The sequence below is a fragment of the Liquorilactobacillus capillatus DSM 19910 genome, from assembly GCF_001434915.1.
Taxonomy (GTDB): Bacteria; Bacillota; Bacilli; order Lactobacillales; family Lactobacillaceae; genus Liquorilactobacillus; species Liquorilactobacillus capillatus.
Genome location: NZ_AZEF01000013.1, coordinates 44749 through 62074, shown reverse-complemented (window position 1 = coordinate 62074; position 17326 = coordinate 44749). Strand labels below are relative to the sequence as shown.

Annotated in this window: 17 protein-coding genes, 1 pseudogene and 1 other annotated feature; of the genes and pseudogenes, 4 read left to right on the top strand and 14 right to left on the bottom strand. The window is 36.0% G+C overall.

Going from position 1 to position 17326, the window contains the following annotated elements; translation table 11 throughout:
• Nucleotides 1–25 precede the first annotated feature (25 nt).
• The 5 genes and pseudogenes from FC81_RS03345 to tnpA form a co-directional block, all read right to left on the bottom strand.
• Nucleotides 26–571 carry a ferritin family protein gene (locus tag FC81_RS03345; protein WP_057742988.1) on the bottom strand — a complete coding sequence of 182 codons (546 nt, stop codon included), beginning with the start codon at nucleotides 569–571 and terminating at the stop codon, nucleotides 26–28.
• Nucleotides 571–801 carry a heavy-metal-associated domain-containing protein gene (locus FC81_RS03340; RefSeq protein ID WP_057742986.1) on the bottom strand — a complete coding sequence of 77 codons (231 nt, stop codon included), beginning with the start codon at nucleotides 799–801 and terminating at the stop codon, nucleotides 571–573. Before FC81_RS03340 ends, FC81_RS03345 begins: the two co-directional genes overlap by 1 nt.
• Nucleotides 802–850: 49 nt before the next feature.
• Nucleotides 851–2692, bottom strand: coding sequence for a heavy metal translocating P-type ATPase (locus FC81_RS03335; protein WP_057742984.1), 1842 nt, complete (start codon nucleotides 2690–2692; stop codon nucleotides 851–853).
• Nucleotides 2693–2835: 143 nt separating this feature from the next.
• Nucleotides 2836–4101 (bottom strand): KUP/HAK/KT family potassium transporter, encoded by a 1266-nt coding sequence (locus FC81_RS03330; RefSeq protein ID WP_235804628.1) that lies wholly within the window; start codon nucleotides 4099–4101, stop codon nucleotides 2836–2838.
• Nucleotides 4102–4122: 21 nt separating this feature from the next.
• A pseudogene (gene tnpA / locus FC81_RS11255) lies at nucleotides 4123–4389 on the bottom strand (IS200/IS605 family transposase); the annotation flags it as partial.
• A 319-nt stretch (nucleotides 4390–4708) separates the two neighbouring features.
• Nucleotides 4709–4947: a binding site (T-box leader), on the top strand.
• A gap of 132 nt (nucleotides 4948–5079) precedes the next feature.
• Here tnpA and brnQ point away from each other — a divergent pair.
• On the top strand, nucleotides 5080–6462 hold the full coding sequence (gene brnQ, locus FC81_RS03325; protein ID WP_057742982.1) for a branched-chain amino acid transport system II carrier protein: 1383 nt from the start codon (nucleotides 5080–5082) through the stop codon (nucleotides 6460–6462).
• Between the two features lie 82 nt (nucleotides 6463–6544).
• On the opposite strand, the gene FC81_RS03320 is transcribed toward brnQ, so the two are convergent.
• From FC81_RS03320 to FC81_RS03300, 5 genes are all read right to left on the bottom strand, one after another.
• A complete protein-coding gene (locus tag FC81_RS03320; protein ID WP_057742980.1) occupies nucleotides 6545–7291 on the bottom strand; it encodes a CPBP family intramembrane glutamic endopeptidase in 747 nt (248 codons plus the stop codon).
• Nucleotides 7292–7375: 84 nt separating this feature from the next.
• Complete coding sequence (locus FC81_RS03315; protein ID WP_057742979.1) at nucleotides 7376–7729, bottom strand: bacteriocin immunity protein; 354 nt, start codon at nucleotides 7727–7729, stop codon at nucleotides 7376–7378.
• Between the two features lie 182 nt (nucleotides 7730–7911).
• A complete protein-coding gene (locus tag FC81_RS03310) occupies nucleotides 7912–8331 on the bottom strand; it encodes a hypothetical protein (RefSeq protein WP_057742977.1) in 420 nt (139 codons plus the stop codon).
• Nucleotides 8332–8584: 253 nt separating this feature from the next.
• Complete coding sequence (locus FC81_RS03305) at nucleotides 8585–9076, bottom strand: GNAT family N-acetyltransferase (RefSeq protein WP_057742976.1); 492 nt, start codon at nucleotides 9074–9076, stop codon at nucleotides 8585–8587.
• Nucleotides 9077–9508: 432 nt separating this feature from the next.
• Nucleotides 9509–10846 (bottom strand): MFS transporter, encoded by a 1338-nt coding sequence (locus tag FC81_RS03300; RefSeq protein ID WP_057742974.1) that lies wholly within the window; start codon nucleotides 10844–10846, stop codon nucleotides 9509–9511.
• A 107-nt stretch (nucleotides 10847–10953) separates the two neighbouring features.
• On the opposite strand from FC81_RS03300, the gene FC81_RS03295 reads away from it, so the two are divergent.
• Entirely contained in the window at nucleotides 10954–11817 is an 864-nt protein-coding gene (locus tag FC81_RS03295) for a YitT family protein (RefSeq protein ID WP_057742972.1), read from the top strand.
• 609 nt (nucleotides 11818–12426) lie between these two features.
• Here the strand turns inward: FC81_RS03295 and FC81_RS03290 are convergent.
• The 4 genes from FC81_RS03290 to FC81_RS03275 are packed head-to-tail and all read right to left on the bottom strand — an operon-like array spanning nucleotide 12427 to nucleotide 15959.
• The gene (locus FC81_RS03290) at nucleotides 12427–13608 is read right to left on the bottom strand and encodes an ABC transporter permease (protein ID WP_057742970.1); all 1182 of its coding nucleotides are present in this window, start codon (nucleotides 13606–13608) and stop codon (nucleotides 12427–12429) included.
• The gene (locus tag FC81_RS03285) at nucleotides 13608–14291 is read right to left on the bottom strand and encodes an ABC transporter ATP-binding protein (protein WP_057742969.1); all 684 of its coding nucleotides are present in this window, start codon (nucleotides 14289–14291) and stop codon (nucleotides 13608–13610) included. The genes FC81_RS03290 and FC81_RS03285 overlap by 1 nt, the downstream gene beginning before the upstream one ends.
• The gene (locus tag FC81_RS03280) at nucleotides 14284–15330 is read right to left on the bottom strand and encodes an efflux RND transporter periplasmic adaptor subunit (protein WP_057742967.1); all 1047 of its coding nucleotides are present in this window, start codon (nucleotides 15328–15330) and stop codon (nucleotides 14284–14286) included. Before FC81_RS03280 ends, FC81_RS03285 begins: the two co-directional genes overlap by 8 nt.
• A gap of 47 nt (nucleotides 15331–15377) precedes the next feature.
• Entirely contained in the window at nucleotides 15378–15959 is a 582-nt protein-coding gene (locus tag FC81_RS03275; protein WP_057742966.1) for a hypothetical protein, read from the bottom strand.
• A gap of 349 nt (nucleotides 15960–16308) precedes the next feature.
• Here FC81_RS03275 and FC81_RS03270 point away from each other — a divergent pair, with 349 nt between their 5' ends.
• The gene (locus FC81_RS03270) at nucleotides 16309–16710 is read left to right on the top strand and encodes a hypothetical protein (RefSeq protein WP_057742964.1); all 402 of its coding nucleotides are present in this window, start codon (nucleotides 16309–16311) and stop codon (nucleotides 16708–16710) included.
• Nucleotides 16703–17218 carry a MarR family transcriptional regulator gene (locus FC81_RS03265; protein WP_057742963.1) on the top strand — a complete coding sequence of 172 codons (516 nt, stop codon included), beginning with the start codon at nucleotides 16703–16705 and terminating at the stop codon, nucleotides 17216–17218. The genes FC81_RS03270 and FC81_RS03265 overlap by 8 nt, the downstream gene beginning before the upstream one ends.
• The last annotated feature ends 108 nt before the right edge of the window (nucleotides 17219–17326 follow it).

Sequence of the window (17326 nt, the reverse complement as noted above, 5' to 3'; positions counted from 1 at the left end):
CCTAATATTATAAGCCCCCTACCAGCTAATCATCCTCATCAATTTCGGCTGAAGTTAAACCTTCCGTCAGCTCGTGTCCTAAAAAGCGCTGACCTTTAAAAATCTGCTTTTTTATCCATCCGTCCAACTCACCTAATTCATAACGCAAAGCTGTCTTTCCCTCTTGTTCAGCTAATTTTATTGCCCGGGTAATAAAAAGCAACTGTGTATCAAAGTCTTTAATCAGATCAAAGATCTGCTGCTCACCTGCTTCATACTTTTGGGCACCGTCTTCTTGGAGCATTGTATATTCCACGAGTTGAGTGGTAACTGTTGGTATCGCCTCGCCTTCACTTACCATTAATTCATTGATCTTATCAAAATACACATATTCTTTTCTTAGCCATTCATTAGCATTTTGTTCCATAAAAAGTACAGCTGTTTCCTTAACAAACCACTTTGCTTGGTTGATTTTAAGACTATGAATTAATAAATTTGCAGTAATATGCCCCACCATTGCGCCAGCAGTCGGCGTATGGTGGTCCTGATCTGCCTGTTTTAACTCTTCTTGGTACTTTTTTCCCGCTAACATTATTTAGTTTCCTCCTTAACACGCACTTTCAAAACCTTATACCCTAAATCAGTCACAACTTGCTTAAAAGCTGCCGCACTTGGCTTACTTTTAGTTGTTCGAATAATAACTTTCCCTGTGTTAAAGAGAACTTTTACTTCCTGGGCTCCCTGACTTTCAAGTGCTGCCTGAATTTTAGTTAGACAAGATGGACACGTTAGTTCACCTAAAACCATCGTTATTTTTATCATTGTACTCATTCCTTTCATATAATGTAAAATTGGGATAATAATCTGTTTATTATCTTAAAAGCCGCATTCCATTAAAGATCACGACTAAAATGCTTAATTCGTGAAAAAACATTCCTGAAGCCATGTAAATATGCCCTGTCACTAGTCCCATAAACAGCAAACCTACCACAGCAACTGCAATGATAATATTTTCAGTCATATTTCTCATTACTCTTCGGGCAAATGAAATAGCTTGCGGTAATTTCTCAAAATCGGAATTCATCAAAACAACCTCAGAAACATCTAATGCAACATCAGTCCCATTCCCCATCGCGATCCCAAGATCAGCGGTAGTCAAAGCTGGACTATCATTAATTCCATCTCCAATAAAAGCCACACGTTGTCCCTGATTTTGGTACTGTTTAACCGCAGCTGCCTTATCAGCAGGCAGTAAGTTAGCGAAGGACTTGCTGATTCCCAACTTATGTCCCAGTTGCTCAACCGCAGCTGTATTATCGCCCGAGAGAATTACCAGCTGCTGTAAACCTAACTGTTTCAACTGCTGAAAAGCTTTCGGTACACCCGCGCGCAGCGTATCACTAATTGCAAGCAATTCATGTAACTTACCGTTGACTGCAAGATACAGCAATGACTTCCCGGCTTGCGTATCTCTATCTCGGACTGCGGCTCGAATATCTACATTATTGTCTTTGAGCAAACGTTCATTTCCTACCAAAACTTTTTCCCCATTAACTTCAGCTTGTATCCCTCGCCCTTTTATCACAATTGTCTGGCTAACCGGTAACGATTGACATCTGTTATACTCCGCTACGATTACTTTTGCTAACGGATGATCTGATTCACGTTCAATACTGTAGAGAAGACGATGGTTACTCTCTACGTCACCTTCATAGGTAAAGGTTGCTGTAAGTACTGGCATTCCCTTAGTAAGGGTTCCCGTTTTATCAAAAGCAAGTATATCAATCTTTTTTAATAACTGAAAACTACTACTACCCTTCACAAGGATCCCCTTGCGTGCTGCACTCCCGATTCCCGCAACAGTTGATACGGGGACTCCTATTACTAATGCACCTGGACAGCCTAGTACAAGAATTGTAATTCCTAGCCTAACATTCTTAAAAAGTAGTCCAACAATCAATGCTGCTACAATTACGAGCGGCGTGTAATGCTTAGCAAACTTATCGATAACTTTTTGTGCACTTACTTTACTATCTTGAGCTTCCTCAACTAATTCAATAATTCTCCCAAAAGTTGTTTCTTCTCCCACGCTTCGAGTCGTAACTGTCAATGTCCCATTTTCCAAAATTGTCCCAGCTGAAACACTATCTGTAATCCGCTTTTTTACTCTTTTCGCCTCACCTGTAATACTGGCCTCATTAACATAGCCACCGCCTGCAATGACTACTCCATCAACAGGGATCTGCATCCCTGTTTTTACTAAAAGATCGTCGCCTACAATGACATCATCAATGTCAACTTTTGTAACGATAGCATTATCGCTCTTACTTACTTTTAAAGCTGTTTGTGGTACCATTTCAGCTAACTTTTTAACCGCTGAACGGGTCTTTTTCAAAGTAATAGCTTCAAGGATATTACCCAGACTGAATAACCATACGACAATTGCAGCTTCATTGAATTCACCAATAACCAATGCGCCAATAACTGCAACTGTTACTAACAATTCAATCGAAGTAACCTTATACCACAGGGCCCCGCTGGCTCTAAGTGCTATTGGTATTCCGCCAAATAATGCAACTATAACTAACAAGAGTTTATAACTGAGTCCCGCTCCACTTAAATAATGAACTATTCCCGCACATACTAACAGAATAGTCATTAGCAAAACATTTTGACGTTCATATCTTTTTAAGAAACCTTGGATCTTGCCCATCGCACTCTCCTCCTTTTCTACTATTAGTTTAAGACTCTTTATCTCAGAATAAATTGACAGATATCAAGAAAAATACAAAAAACCGCGTCAAAATGAAAATCTTTGACCCGGCTCTTTATTAATTAAGGTTTCTTCGCTAGTAACTAGCTCTTATTATTCTTCTTAACTGTATTTTTAACAAATAACTGTGTTAGTTTTTTACGTTTTTGATTCTCAATAAATAACGGCACAAATTCCTCTACAACATCACTGAATTCAAGTCCATAAAAGCTACTAGGTGCAACTGTATGCGACTGCAACCATAACCGTCCCCCGATTAGAAATCTGTCCCATGTATAAACATTCGGCAAATTTAATAAATCCGTGTAATACTGGTTTGAGATAACGTATTTAAAATCTCCTACGATTCCGTGTTTATCGATTGCATAGCGTAGAAACTGCGGTGCTAAAACACCTTGCTTAATAAGATCATTCGCAATCTGTTTAATATAAGCATGAATTTGCGGCTCAACCTTGAATCCTAAGTTAAAAATAACATGGACAAGATTGCTACTCCCTAACATATCAACCGCATAACTTTTTTCATATGGATCTGATGATTCATGAACTGTAACAAACCAGTAGACAGCTGCTCGTTTAGGTTTTGAGCCAATCAGCGAATAGATAATAGCTCGTTTAAGCAGATAGTTCTGGTGCATATTAGCAATATATACTAAATTTGTTGCAAATAAAGGTTCTTTTTCATCCTGTGAGAGATTGATCAACTGTTTACGATAATTTTTCAGTGATAAATAATCATCTTGTTTTGAAATGGCTTCCCGGCGTTTGTTACCATAAAACCAAATAATCATCACTGCCAAAATAGCACTCATAATAATTAAAGTAGCGTAGCCACCATGGATAAACTTACCTAAACTAGCAATCAAGAAGACGGCTTCAATACTGCCAAATAAAATTAAGAATACCCCGGCAGTTATTAGTTGCCCGTGTTTTTTGATAAATTCAAATAAAAGGATCGTCGTCATTAACATTGTGATCGTAATTGAGAGTCCGTATGTGGCCTCCATATTATGTGATGTTCTAAAAGACCAAACTACTAGAAGTCCAATGATACATAATATCCAGTTAACGGTACTGATATACATCTGTCCCCTAGTATCACTGGGATAGAAGGTCCTCAAACGAGGAACTACCTTTAAGTTGATCGCTTCACTAACAAGTGTATATGCGCCCGAAATAAGAGCTTGTGATGCAATAATAGCCGCTAATGTTGCTAAAATGACACCAACAAAACGCCACTGACCCGGTAGGATCTCAAAAAAGGGATTAGATGACTGTTCTAGTAAGTTATCTTGCTGAATATGTGTCATAATCCAAGAACCTTGCCCCATATAATTTAGAATCAGCATTGAATAAACAAACGGCCAACTGAGATAAATATTCTTCTTCCCAACATGTCCCATGAATCTAGAAACACTCATCTTCGGCGATATTTTTACTAACATATGTATATGATCCGGCATTGCATGTGCCTCAATAATTTCAACATCCTTCAATTCACACAACCGCCGAAGAATATGCCCGATATCTTTTCTTAATTGTCCATAAGTTACTTTTCTTCTATATTTGGGTGTGAAAACAATGTGATACTTACAATTCCATCTAGTATGTGTTAAGCTATTAGCGTCTTTAGACAAGGCAAAAATTCCCTTTCGATTTTAGTCTTGGTTGGTAGCCAAAAACTATTATATCGAAAGGGAGTTTTTCACGCTGAAGCTTTTTTCACCCCCACAAGTAAAACTTGTGGTTTATTCGCAGATATTAATAAACTAACAGCCTAATCAAAAGGTGGCTTTTGATTAGGCTGTTATCATTTTAGTTTTAAAATATAGCAAGTGACATATTGTAAGAACTCCCTTCCTCTGCACTCTACCGTAATCATTTTTTTGTTATCCTGTAATAATAAATTGACAAATAATTATTTTAATAGTACACTATTCCCAAGTTAATATACACGGAAACGCTGTGAGAAAGTTAAGTACCTTCTGTATTCATAAAGCGAGCTTTGTTTGGTGAGAGAAAGCATGATAACGAACGGGAAAATCCCTTTTGAGCGATGTACTGAAATCTTAGTAACGTACACTGGTGGCACCCTTTATCGTGCTGGCGTATCGCTTTTTTAGCCGTACGTGAGATTTAATCATCTTTGATGGTTATAAAAATAAGGTGGTACCGTGCTATTAAGCACCCTTAATCTGTTATAGCAGATTAGGGGTGCTTTTTTCGTAGCGTTTTTGAATGGAGAGGGTGATGAATTTGAAAGATGAAAGTGATATTAGTCAGATTAAACGTTTAAACAATCCAAGAAAAAAAGGGGTAGATCAAGAATGAATCAGGATTTGAATAAAAAACCACTAAACAAAAAAGAATACTTTATCGTTAGTTCAATGTTATTTGCATTATTTTTCGGAGCGGGAAACCTAATCTTTCCCTTACATTTAGGCCAAATGGCAGGTTCTCACTGGTTCGTAGCAATGCTTGGTTTCTTAGTAACAGCTGTTGCCCTACCGCTACTTTCTGTACTAGCAATCAGTGTTACCAAATCTGAAGGTGTCTATGATATCGGTAAACCATTAGGCCATATCTTTGCTTTAACCTTCATGATTTTAATTCATGCAACTATTGGACCATTATTCGGAACTCCCCGGACTGCCACCGTTCCTTTTACAGTCGGGGTCCAGCCCCTGTTACCAACTTCTTGGGCTCGTCCAGGATTGCTAATTTTTTCAGCTCTATTTTTTATCTTTGCCTTTTTCATCGCATATCAAGAGTCTAATATCCTAAACAGCCTGGGAAAGATCTTGAACCCTATTTTTTTACTGCTATTATTTAGTATCTTTTTACTTGCTTTTGCCCATCCACTAGGTGCAGCAAGTACACAACCTGCCGTACACGCTTATCACCAAGCTGCTTTCTTTAATGGTTTCTTACAGGGCTACAATACTATGGATGCTCTAGCTGGTTTAGCTTTTGGTGTAACTGTTGTTACGGCTGTTCGCCAGTTGGGAAAAACTAAACCCAGCAGCAATGCTCGTGTTACAGCTCAAGCTGGATTCCTTGCTACTGCGGCTATAGGTATCTTATATATCGGTTTGATCTGGCTTGGTGCAACGACCCTCGCCCATTTTAAACTGTCTGCTGATGGAGGCGTAGCCTTTAATCAAATCGTTTCCTTTTATATGGGTGGTATTGGTCATGCTCTATTAGCTACTTTAATGACCCTGACCTGCTTAACAACTGCTGTTGGTTTAGTTGCCGCTTTTGCACAAGACTTTCATAAACATTTTCCCCAACTTAGTTATCATGTTTGGTTAGCTTTAATGTGTTCTGTCTCCTTCATTACCGCCAACTTTGGATTGGATACCATCATTGAGTGGTCAACACCTATTCTAATGTTCCTTTATCCCTTTGCAATGGTCTTGATCCTTTTATCAGTTTGTTCACCTTTGTTTGACCACGATCCAGTTGTATATGGACTAGTTGTTGGTTTTACAACTATCCCCGCTCTATTAGACATGATTAGTTCATTCCCTGCTGTTATCAGCCAAAGTGGTCTGGGAAAAACTTTAACGGCCTTTCAACATAGTGTCCTTCCTTTTTCAGCAATTGGAATGGACTGGGTCGTCCCAGCTTTGATCGGAACTGTCCTTGGACTAAGTTATCATTTCCTACAGCCTGTTATTAGTCGTGTTTCTCCTAGCCAACGCTAAACATATATTAAAAGACCCGCAAACACTCAGCTTCCACAGTAAGTTTGCGGGTTTTCTGTATTTTAATTTAATGTATTAAAGCTTAATAGTTATGTATATCTAATAGAATAAGCCCGACCATAACATACACACACATAATAAACAGAGCTGAACCTAGACTAAAAATAGTTAGCTGTGATACTGACGGTGCAACAACTCCTTTTCCTATTATCGTGACTATATAATCCAAAAAGAAATGAACGATTAGTGGGAAGATCAAACTGCCCTTTTTTACATATAAGCACCCTAAAAGAAAACCTAACCCCAAAACCTGAATCATTTGCAGCAACGTCCCTGGTAAGCCGTCAAACCTTACATTGCCTAAGTGATAAAGACTAAATAACAAACTAGAAACAGCTATCTGTATTAACACTGGTTTAACAGCTCTCACGTGGGATATACCGCTAAGTAAACTACCTAATATCACGCTTCTAAAAATATATTCCTCTGGAATACTAGCAATCGTTCCAACGATTAAGGCCGTCTTAACGTTACCATTTAGACTAGTTAAAGTTAGCAATAAAATAGCACCCATAGCCCAAAATAGCATCACTGAATTTTTACCTATCCTAGTTCTCAAATGTACCTTTTGATGAAGTAGCAACGTATTTAATACGACTGCACATAAAAGCTCTGCTAATTTAAAATACACTCCTAGTAGCCAGTATGATCCTCTCAGATGTAACATTACACTCAAAGGGGTAAAAATAAAATCATCAAATATCAGTATACCTATCCAGAAAATAATTATTTTCCAATTTATTTTAATTTTTTGTAAACTATCAAACATGTCGTAATTTATCCTCTTATTTCGTTAATCTAAGAATATACAAGGTTTCGGGTTGCAGTCAATATTCAGGGTCAAAAGCTAAAGTTAATTATGCCGTGGTATTTTTTCTAAAACACTATAAAACTGAGCTTTATCAGAAAAATCGGCCATATACACACCATTAAGCCCTGCTTGTTGTCCAATTACACCCAAATCAATTATTAATTGCTCTTCTGTACTGGAAAAATGAATTCTACCTTTTATTGCAAGGCTACGGATATAGTTCACCAATCTATTAATCAAAGCTTCTGGATTCTTAACATCACCTATTTTACTGTGAATTTGCGCTAAGACATCTTTGATATCGAGTATTTCCACCGTCTGTGTCTTACGTTTATCTAAATTCTCAAAGAGTTTCTGTAGATCTTCCTTAACCTTACTTCTGAGATCATTATTCATATTCGTTTACTCCTCCTTCTTGAATTGTTCAAGAATATAAATATCCAACTAACCCAACTATCTTTATATTATAAATTAAACCTATTAATATAGAAATACAAGCCTAGTCTCATAGTCACACATATCAGACCACTCGTCACTTCAATCCTTTATGGGTAAATAATTCAGCTAGTTAATGAATACTATTTAAAATAACATCTTCTATATAAAATTCGGATTCCCCAGCATAACAATACTAACGGGGCAATAAGAAAGACAAGATAGTATAGTAAAAAAATCGCTGCAGTTGAGTCTGCTGCTGCACCATGATAGAGGTAAGCCGGAATGAAATTCGCAGTGGCAAACGATTCACCATTATTTTTAAATGCTTTTTGAATATTACTCATTTCTGCATTTCTTTTTCTGTTCCTACGGTACTTAACTATAATCAGATAAGCAGCTGGGAAAAAAACGAGACTATTAAAAATAAAATACATATTCAATAGATCCATCCCTGCTGGAATCTGCGTATCGGTTCCGCGTTCATTGATTATTAGTAATGTGATCCCTAAGTTTAAACCGGAAAGGATGTATCCCCAAAATAACTGCCAAAAAATTTTCATTATTCTCCCCCCTAAAATTATATAGCCTTTATTTTTTTAAAGAATAGTCTTATATTCTGTAAGTGTCAATGAAATATCTAAAGGTAGGATCTCTGAAATACTCTGTGTAAAAAGGTTTATTCAAAAAAGCACCTCTTAACATCTGTAAATAGACGTTAAGAGGTGCTTTAGGATAAGTTCTAAGTAACTAGTGTATTATAGTTGCTATTTCCCGGGAAATCACGAATATATTGACTAGGCCCTAATGTATATATTAAAGCTTGTATGTCATGTTATACCAAACTTCATTTGCATGCTGTGACTCAGCAACACCTTCTAAAAGATAACCATTTTTTTCATAAAATGGGATTAATTTTTCTAAACAAGTTAGTGTGATATACGCACGCCCTTGTTCACGAGCAACCTCAGCTAACTGTGTAAGTAACTTGCTTGCAATACCATGACCCTGATAATCAGGAGAAACTGCTAAACTAAGGATCGTTTGGTATTTATCATCCCCACTATTGGCCTGAGTATGTTCAAATAACTCATCACTAATATATTTTTCTCCTGAAGCTGGTCCTACTACATAGCCTAGTGGTTCCTGCTGTTTATTATATGCCACAATAAAAGTATCGGGGATTGTTTGGATACGGCTAAGCATACTTTCACGTGTAGCCGCCTCATCAGAGGAAAAACCTGCATTTTCAATCTGCATAATTGAATCTAATTCATATTCTTTAGGACTTCCAAATAATATTTTCACAATAACTACTCCTTAAGCTTGCACAGATCATACCTAATATTCTTTTAGCCTATTTACTTCAATTAAGTATTCTCTACTAGTTTTATTATTTTAGTTGTTATATTTTTTACGCTTAGTATTTAAAGAATACCATGTAATAAACTAATAATGGAGTATAATTCTAAAGAATATCACTTGAATATAAATAAATATGATATTCTAAAACTGTGTAATTAAATTAAAGGTTTTTTAGCAAAAAAACACACTTCCTTCTTAGTACTCCTAGACCACTTCAAGTTGCAATCTAAGTGTATAAGGAAACATGTTCTAAAGTTATTTATCTCTAATTGACTCCTTGTATTTTCCGTAATATTATTACTAAATCAGGGTTACAAAAAAGGCTTTATCATACTACCTTCTAAGGCTAGATATACAGTTATTTTTCATGTATAATTACTGCTCGGACGTCAGCTTCTCTGAATGTCGCAAAGAGGTTTCTGGGGCAAACGCGAAACAGAAAATCCCTGAAAGCAAAAGAACTAAACCACAAAGTAACATTGAAGCTTTTACACCTAAGCCATTTGTAATAACAGGGAGTAAAAAAGTTCCTGCGGCAGCACCAACTCTGCTGAGTGTAACGACCATTCCAACACCGGTTCCACGAACATTTGAGTCAAAAAGTTCAGAGGTATAAGGATAATCGATAACTAGCCCAATGGAAAGGACAATTGAGAAGAAGGAAAAGATTAATAGTGACATCCCTTTAGGAATTGAGCTCCATAGTGATAGTACGAGTAAACAAACTGCGGCTAAGATAAAATCGCCAACAAGAAAATGTCTTCTACTAATATTTCTAAAGATTCTTATACCTAGGAGAACACCTACAAGCATGCACCCATTATATAGATAACCTACTAGGTCGGTATTGGATATCCCCATCTTTGTAACTAAGATCGGTAAAAAAATACTAATTCCAAAAAAAGTAAATGACTGGGATGCGTAAAACACACCACCAACGATCGTTTGTCTGATATATTTTTTGGAAAAAAGAATTGTCCAAGAAAAGACAGGGGATGGTTTTGTAACTTGCTTACGCTGTTTCTTAGAGATGCCCCACTTAAACCCTAAGTGTTTTTGAATAATCCTTTGCGCTTTCTTGGGCTTCCCTTGGTTGACCAACCAGCTAGGTGATGCAGGCAGCTTAGCAAACGACCGAAAAACAGCGGTAATTACCCCAGGGATAGCTGGAGAAGCCATGATAAGTTTCCATGTTAAACTATCAAAACCAGTTATCAGCGCTCCTGAAAAGTACGCTATGATAAAACCTAGAACCCAGTATATAATTAAATGGCTTTGCATCTTGCCGCTTTCTTTAAAGGGCAGCCATTCAATAAGTAACGTATTTCCGACTGTATAATCAATCGCAATCATTAGACCAATAATTATTCTAAAAATAAGTGTTAGCCAAAGATTTGACGTAAATAGCTGACATAATGAAATAATTGTCAGAATATACATATTAACCAACAGCAGTCGTCTTCGTCCAATGTTATCAGAAATTTTTCCGACAAAAACACTACCTGCAAGGCCAATTAGTGTCCCCGCACCTATCAGCCCGATCCAGGAACTGGATATCTGTAGATATTTTTGGGCTTCGGCAATAGCTGTTCCGCTGACTTTAATCGCGTAACCGCTAGTAAACTGACCTAAAATGATCGCCAAATAGATTCTTAAATGGACATTTGAAAAAGGTGTGTGTTTATAATATTTCTTCTGATGTGTTTTTTCCATAATTTAGACTACTATGTAATAGCAGTCAGTTAATGGCTCCCTTCAAAAACTAAGATTAGTTTTAATCAATGTTCTTTTCTTCAATATTACATAGCAGAGGTGCTCAAATGAAAAAGTTAGTTATCTATTTCCAACAATTAAATTTAAGAATTTCTGAGTTTCTAGGTATCGCAGCTGGTACTTTTATATATTCAATGACTTATAATTACCTACTGCTTCCTTGTCACTTAGGTGAAGGCGGTGCAATGGGAATCACCGCCATACTATACTATACGTTCAACTTTCCTTCATATATTTCCAACTTCCTGATCAATCTATTCTTGATTATTATCGGCTACCGTTTGCTTAATACCAAGACCACTCTTTTAACAATCTGGGGCTTATTATGCATGACGATCTTTTTGAAATTACCAGTGATCTATAACTACCATACTAATCAGCTGATTATTCCCACACTCTTAGCGGGCGCTCTCACAGGAATCTCTATGGGGATAATTTTTAAATCTAATGGAACGATCGCAGGTGACTCTATTATCGGCAAAATTATTAATCGTTACTGGGGCATCTCTTTAGGGACTGGGAGTTTAATCTTTAATTTGTTTGTAGCAATACCATTCATATTCATAATTGGATTCAATAATACTATTCTGACGATCATCTATCTCTATACGTGTTCAGTCTTTACTAATCAATTCTTATCGACGATTGGTGCCAAAAAAGCAATTATGATAATTTCGCCTCGGTATAGACAGATTGCGGCTAATATTTCTTCTCAGTTTAAGCAAGAAATAACTATTTTAACTGCTACAGGTTATTATAGTGATAAAGACCAGCCGATGTTGTATATGATTGCCAGTCCCAAAAGAGTGATGCGTCTTGTCCCCATTATTGAAGAAGAAGATAAGAACGCCTTTATTGTTGTCGAGGATATAAGAAGTGCCAGGGGTTTGGATGTTAGAAGTATTATCTAGCTCTTCGCTAAGAGTAACGTAATCACTCTCATCAATGCACTACTGGTACATTGATAAAAACTAATAAAAAAGTCGCCCTACTCAACTTTTTCCAGTTGCGGGACGGCTTTTTATAATATTTCGTACCCAAGCTACCGTCTTTAAAATACCTGATATAGAAAGCTCTATTCTAGTAGAGTCTCTTCTTCTGTGTTTAAGTATATCATGTTAATTAAAAACTGGCTAACACGCTTAAAGATAACTAATATCAATATGGTATTATTACCGTTCTGTAATTAGCTAACAGGATCCAAAGAAGCCATTAAAACTAATCCCTAGTAGCAAAGCTACTTTTGTTATCAATGCTGTAATAACTATATTACTTAGCTAGTTAGAGAACTCTGTTTTATCTCAGAATAATTTTTTGTCATCAGCTCTGAGCAAATTACTATTTGATATTTCAAATATTGAACTAGAATCTTTTAACCACATTATTTATTTTTAATAAAAACCAATTATGTAAATCAAATAAAAAGAGCAAGCAAAAAACATTGCTTCCCCTTTACAAAGCTTATCTTATAACTATACTCGTTTTAGATGACTTAGAACTGTTCTACCTAATTCAGCATACTACCGTAAAATATCAATTAAGTTTTTATCAGCAGCCTGTTTGGCTGGTAAAAGACCGAATACAATCCCCACCAACGATGAAACTCCAAAAGCTAACAAGAAAGAACTTACTGTCACAATCGCCTTAAATGGCAAAGCGAGTGAAATTAACGCTGCTGTTCCCCAACCAATCAAAAAGCCTAGTAGTCCTCCAAAAACAGTTAGCATAATCGCTTCAAGTAGAAATTGTAGCATAATTGAACGGGCTGACGCACCGACTGCCAACCTAATCCCAATTTCTTGTGTTCTCTCAGAAACTGAAATATACATCATATTCATAACACCAATACCTGCAATAAAAAGTGATATTCCTGCAATTGCACTGATAAAGTAGGTTAATGAACTAATTACTTTTGAAATTCCGCTAAGTAGTGAACCCATATCAGTATACTCATAGGTTCCTTCTTTCTTACTCGAACCATTTTTCTTAAGAAATGAAGCAATCTTCTTAGAGGCAGCTGATACTTTAACTCCCTTATTGAAGGTCAGCTTAATTGTACTTCCGTTTTGAGCAGCTGTTGAATATAAGTATGTTTTCTGTGGTAGCAAAAAATCAACATTATAGTTATCAGTTGGTTTATTAAAGACACCTATTATCTGATATGTCTTATCACTAACCGTCAACGAGGATCCCAAAGCATTCTCTTCTGTTCCATACTCTTTCATAGCCATCTTTTTACTTAACAAAGCGACTTGATTATTGACTTCATTATCACTTTTGGCAATATTATGACCTGTAGTAATAGTGTAGTGCTGATTCGCACCCTTAACTAGTGAAATTGTTGCCGTTCGACTTTCATTTCCCAGGAAAACTGGCTTATTGATATTTTTAGTATCTCGTTTGAATTGAACATCTGAGAGAGACGCACTAAAGTCACTTCTAATTTGCATTAGATCATCTTCACTAAAGCCCTGACTCCCAGCTGTACTATCATTAGGATAGTAACTGATCTCAGTCGTTTGTTTTCCCGAATTAGTCGCCTGTAATTCCTTGAGAATTTTTGCTTTAACTCCATTTCCAAGAGCAATAATGGTGATTACCGCTGCAATTCCAATAACAATCCCGATCATCGTTAAAAAACTCCGTTTAGGATTAACTCGCAGTGACTGCCATGAGGTCTTTAGCAACTCAATAAAAAGCATTAAGCTCCCACCTTCTTATCTGATAAAATCCGACCATCTAATATTCTTACGATTCGCTCACTTTGAAGAGCAACTTTCTCATCATGAGTTACCATAATGATTGTTGTTCTATTTTTTTGATTTAACTTCTTGAATAATGCCATTATTTCTCGTGATGTTTGACTATCAAGTGCTCCTGTCGGCTCATCAGCAATCAAAAACTTAGGGTTGGTAACAATTGCGCGTGCAATTGAAACCCGTTGCTGCTGTCCACCAGATAAATTTTGGGGTTTCTTCTCACTAGCATCCGGCAAACCAACAGCTTCTAAAACATCTTTGACTCGTTTTTTGATTGCTTGTCGCTTCTCTCCCGCATATAAAAGGGGTAAACCAACATTATCCGCTACAGTCAGTGTATTGATTAATTTGAAGTTTTGGAATACAAAACCTACATTTTGATTACGTAACTTAGAGAATTGTGCACGAGTATACTTATGAATAGGGTGTTTATAATAGAAATATTCACCTTTGAATTCATCATCCAAAAAACCAATTATATTAATCAGCGTTGACTTGCCCGAACCAGACTGCCCCATGATCGAAACAAATTCTCCTTCTGCTATTGAAAGATCAATATCGTGCAAAACATGAAAAGCAGCTTCGCCTTGCCCATAAAACTTATTAGCTTTCTTAATATCAATCATCCGCAGCAATCCTTTCACCTTGTTTTAAGGCACTATCTGGATTAGCAATAATTTTCTGCCCTGCTGTAACTCCTGATTTCACAAGATAATAACCATTCTGAACATGTCCGCTAATATTTCGTTTGGTCACATGTTTATTGTTAACTAAGTAGATCTGACCCTTTCTAACACTTTCCTTTGGAAGACGTACCTGTGAAGTCGGAACAGCGATCTTAACTGTTTGCCCATCTAAGAACTTAGCATTTAAAGGGGCTTCAAATTGATACTTTGCATTATTAGGCTTACTATCTGCTGCTGGTACTTTAGCAAGATATGAAATCGTTGCATTTGTTTTCTGTCCCGTAGCTGTAGCCGTCACATCAACGTTCTGCCCGACCTTAACTTTGTCATAGTCATATTCAGATATCTCACCGCTAATATTTAAGTCGTTACTGATTAATGTGATTTCTGCTTCACCTGTTTTACTGTAATCTAATTGCACTGTGCCTGCATACGGAGCTGTTAACGTATTATCAACCTTAGCATTTGCTCGTTGTAATTTATTCTGTACTTCTGTTTGATCTGCTTGAGCATCAGCTAATGCATTCTGCGCCTCCGTCTGCTGTTTTTGTAGGTCTGAGTAGCCATCATCAGTAGCAGATAGCTTCCCTAATTGACTTTTGCTAGAATTAGCTTCTTGTTGAGCTTGCAGCACCGTTCTTCTGGCCTTATTAACTTGCTCTTGCAGCGTAGTGACTGTTTCCTGTTCATCAGTATCATGTGTTGTTAATAGTTGCTGTCCTTCTGTGACAGTATCACCGTTTTTGACCAATACCGTCTGAACTTTTCCATCTGGGTTCGTTAATAATTGTGATTTCTGTGCTTGAACACTACCGCTTAAAGCCAAATCAGCTGTTTTGGTCACATGATAGATCGAGTACTTCTGTGCTTTTGCTTCTGCAGTATTGTTTTGATGTTTCTTAATTATGTATACGGCTCCTAATAACACTAATAAACACAGGATAACGCTTGAACCAATAATTATATTTTTCTTTTTCATTAAATAGAATCCCCTCTTCACCTAATAAATACGCAGCTTTATTACTTTTAACCAATAAATCCAAAGGCATATTTAATTACCAACCAGATGCCAACAAATACCGGCAATAATTTCATTTTATTTGTAAAACGTGCTACAAGATAACTAACAAGGAGAATTTCTGCAATTGTAAAGGGATCAAGTATATTATAAAATGCTGCTAATGGTTTTACCTCAGTTTCTGCAAAAGATTGGACACTAGTATAGCCCTTCTCGTTGAAACCAAAAATTAGTGTACAGATTGCAGTAAAAATAGTCCCTAAAACATTAGGAACATTGCCAATCAAGCCTACCTTATAAAGCTCCCTGTTGCTAATTTCCAAACCAAAAATTAGTTTAAAAACAAAAAATAAAACAAAAAGAGCTAATATTGAAAACAGTAAGCCTAAAATGGCCCCAACTGAAGTAAAAGTCCCTACAAGTAAACGGCCTAACTGTAGTCCATGCATATTAGTTCTCAGGCCTAATATAAAACCTGCACCAGCAGATAGAATAACTAGTTCAAAAAATGCTGGCCATTGTTTTTTATCAGAACGTAAAAAAGCAAATAGTTCATCCAGCTTACCAAAAATAACATTTATAATTAGCAAAAAATTTCCCCCTAAGGTATTTAAGCAGCAATCAAAAGCATGCTATTAATATTCAAAAATAAATTTATCCTTTCTATTTTTTATAGTGCTATTTGCTGTCTATTGGTCGTATATGTTTGTAACGTAACATATCTAACATAAAAATGTCTAGTATAGTTTTTAATAATAAAGCTAATTTAAAATAAGTCTTTATTTTATCAGAAAATATATAGATGTATTAAATTAATTGCAACTTAATGCACCAAGATAAACTGTACTTAATAGTATTTGCTTAGAAACTATTTTTCCCATTTGACTTACTCCAACTTTATTGTTAACATGTTAACAATAAATGGAGGTCATATGTTATATGAATAAATTAGAAATAAACGACTTTATCAAGGCAACCTACAATGATGTTCTTATCGATTTAAACGAACAGAAAATAGCCACTTACTTTAGTGAGACCTACCAGCAGACAACCGATATGCAGACCACAAATTACCAAGAATTTATTAGTCATATAAAAACATTGAAAAAAGTCACTCGAAGTTTATCTATAGACAGATTTAAGGACTTTATCATCGACGCAACGAAAGGGAAAGTATTCTTACACTATATCGTATCTGTCTTAAAAAAAGATAATTCTCGAGGTAACGTTGAAGTCTTTGCAGTCTTTACGTTAAAAGATAACAAAATTACCCGCTGCGAAGAGATTACTCAGGCTGTTGATAATAAAGATTTAGCAACTATAGGAAGTATCAATGAGTAATTTAAAAGAACAACAAAAAGCTCATAATAAAGTTCTAACTAATCTACGAAAACTATTTCAACTTGAAGAGAGTCTTAAAAATAAGCAAAATAATTTTATTGGTGATGGCAAGGTCGAATTTAATAACTTAGTCAAAAAAATATCCTTAAAGCAACTTGAACTTCTATACTTAATTAGTGTAACCACAAACAGCACCAATACTCAATTAGCTAAATATTCAAATACCAGTAAACCGGCTATAACTAGACTAACCAAAAAACTGCTTGAACAACAATTTACTGACGTCCATTACCTAGCAGATAATAAATCTAAAAACTATACTTTAACGAACCGTGGCTTAACCATACTTTCTACCTATAAAAAGTTGCATCAACAAGCTTCTATTGGCTATCAAAAGGTCTTGTCGGTTTTTTCCGTTGATGAACTTGGTACAATTAATTTATTCATTGAGAGGCTAATAACTAGTCTGCAACAAAAAGACCTTCCCAGCAAGCAGCATAAGTCTTAAAATTAATAGAAATATTTTAAATTTTAGAAGGTGATAGTTCATTTAGTTAGAATTAGCACCTTTTTTAGTCACGGTATATTTAAATTACTATTCTTTAGTTACTACTAT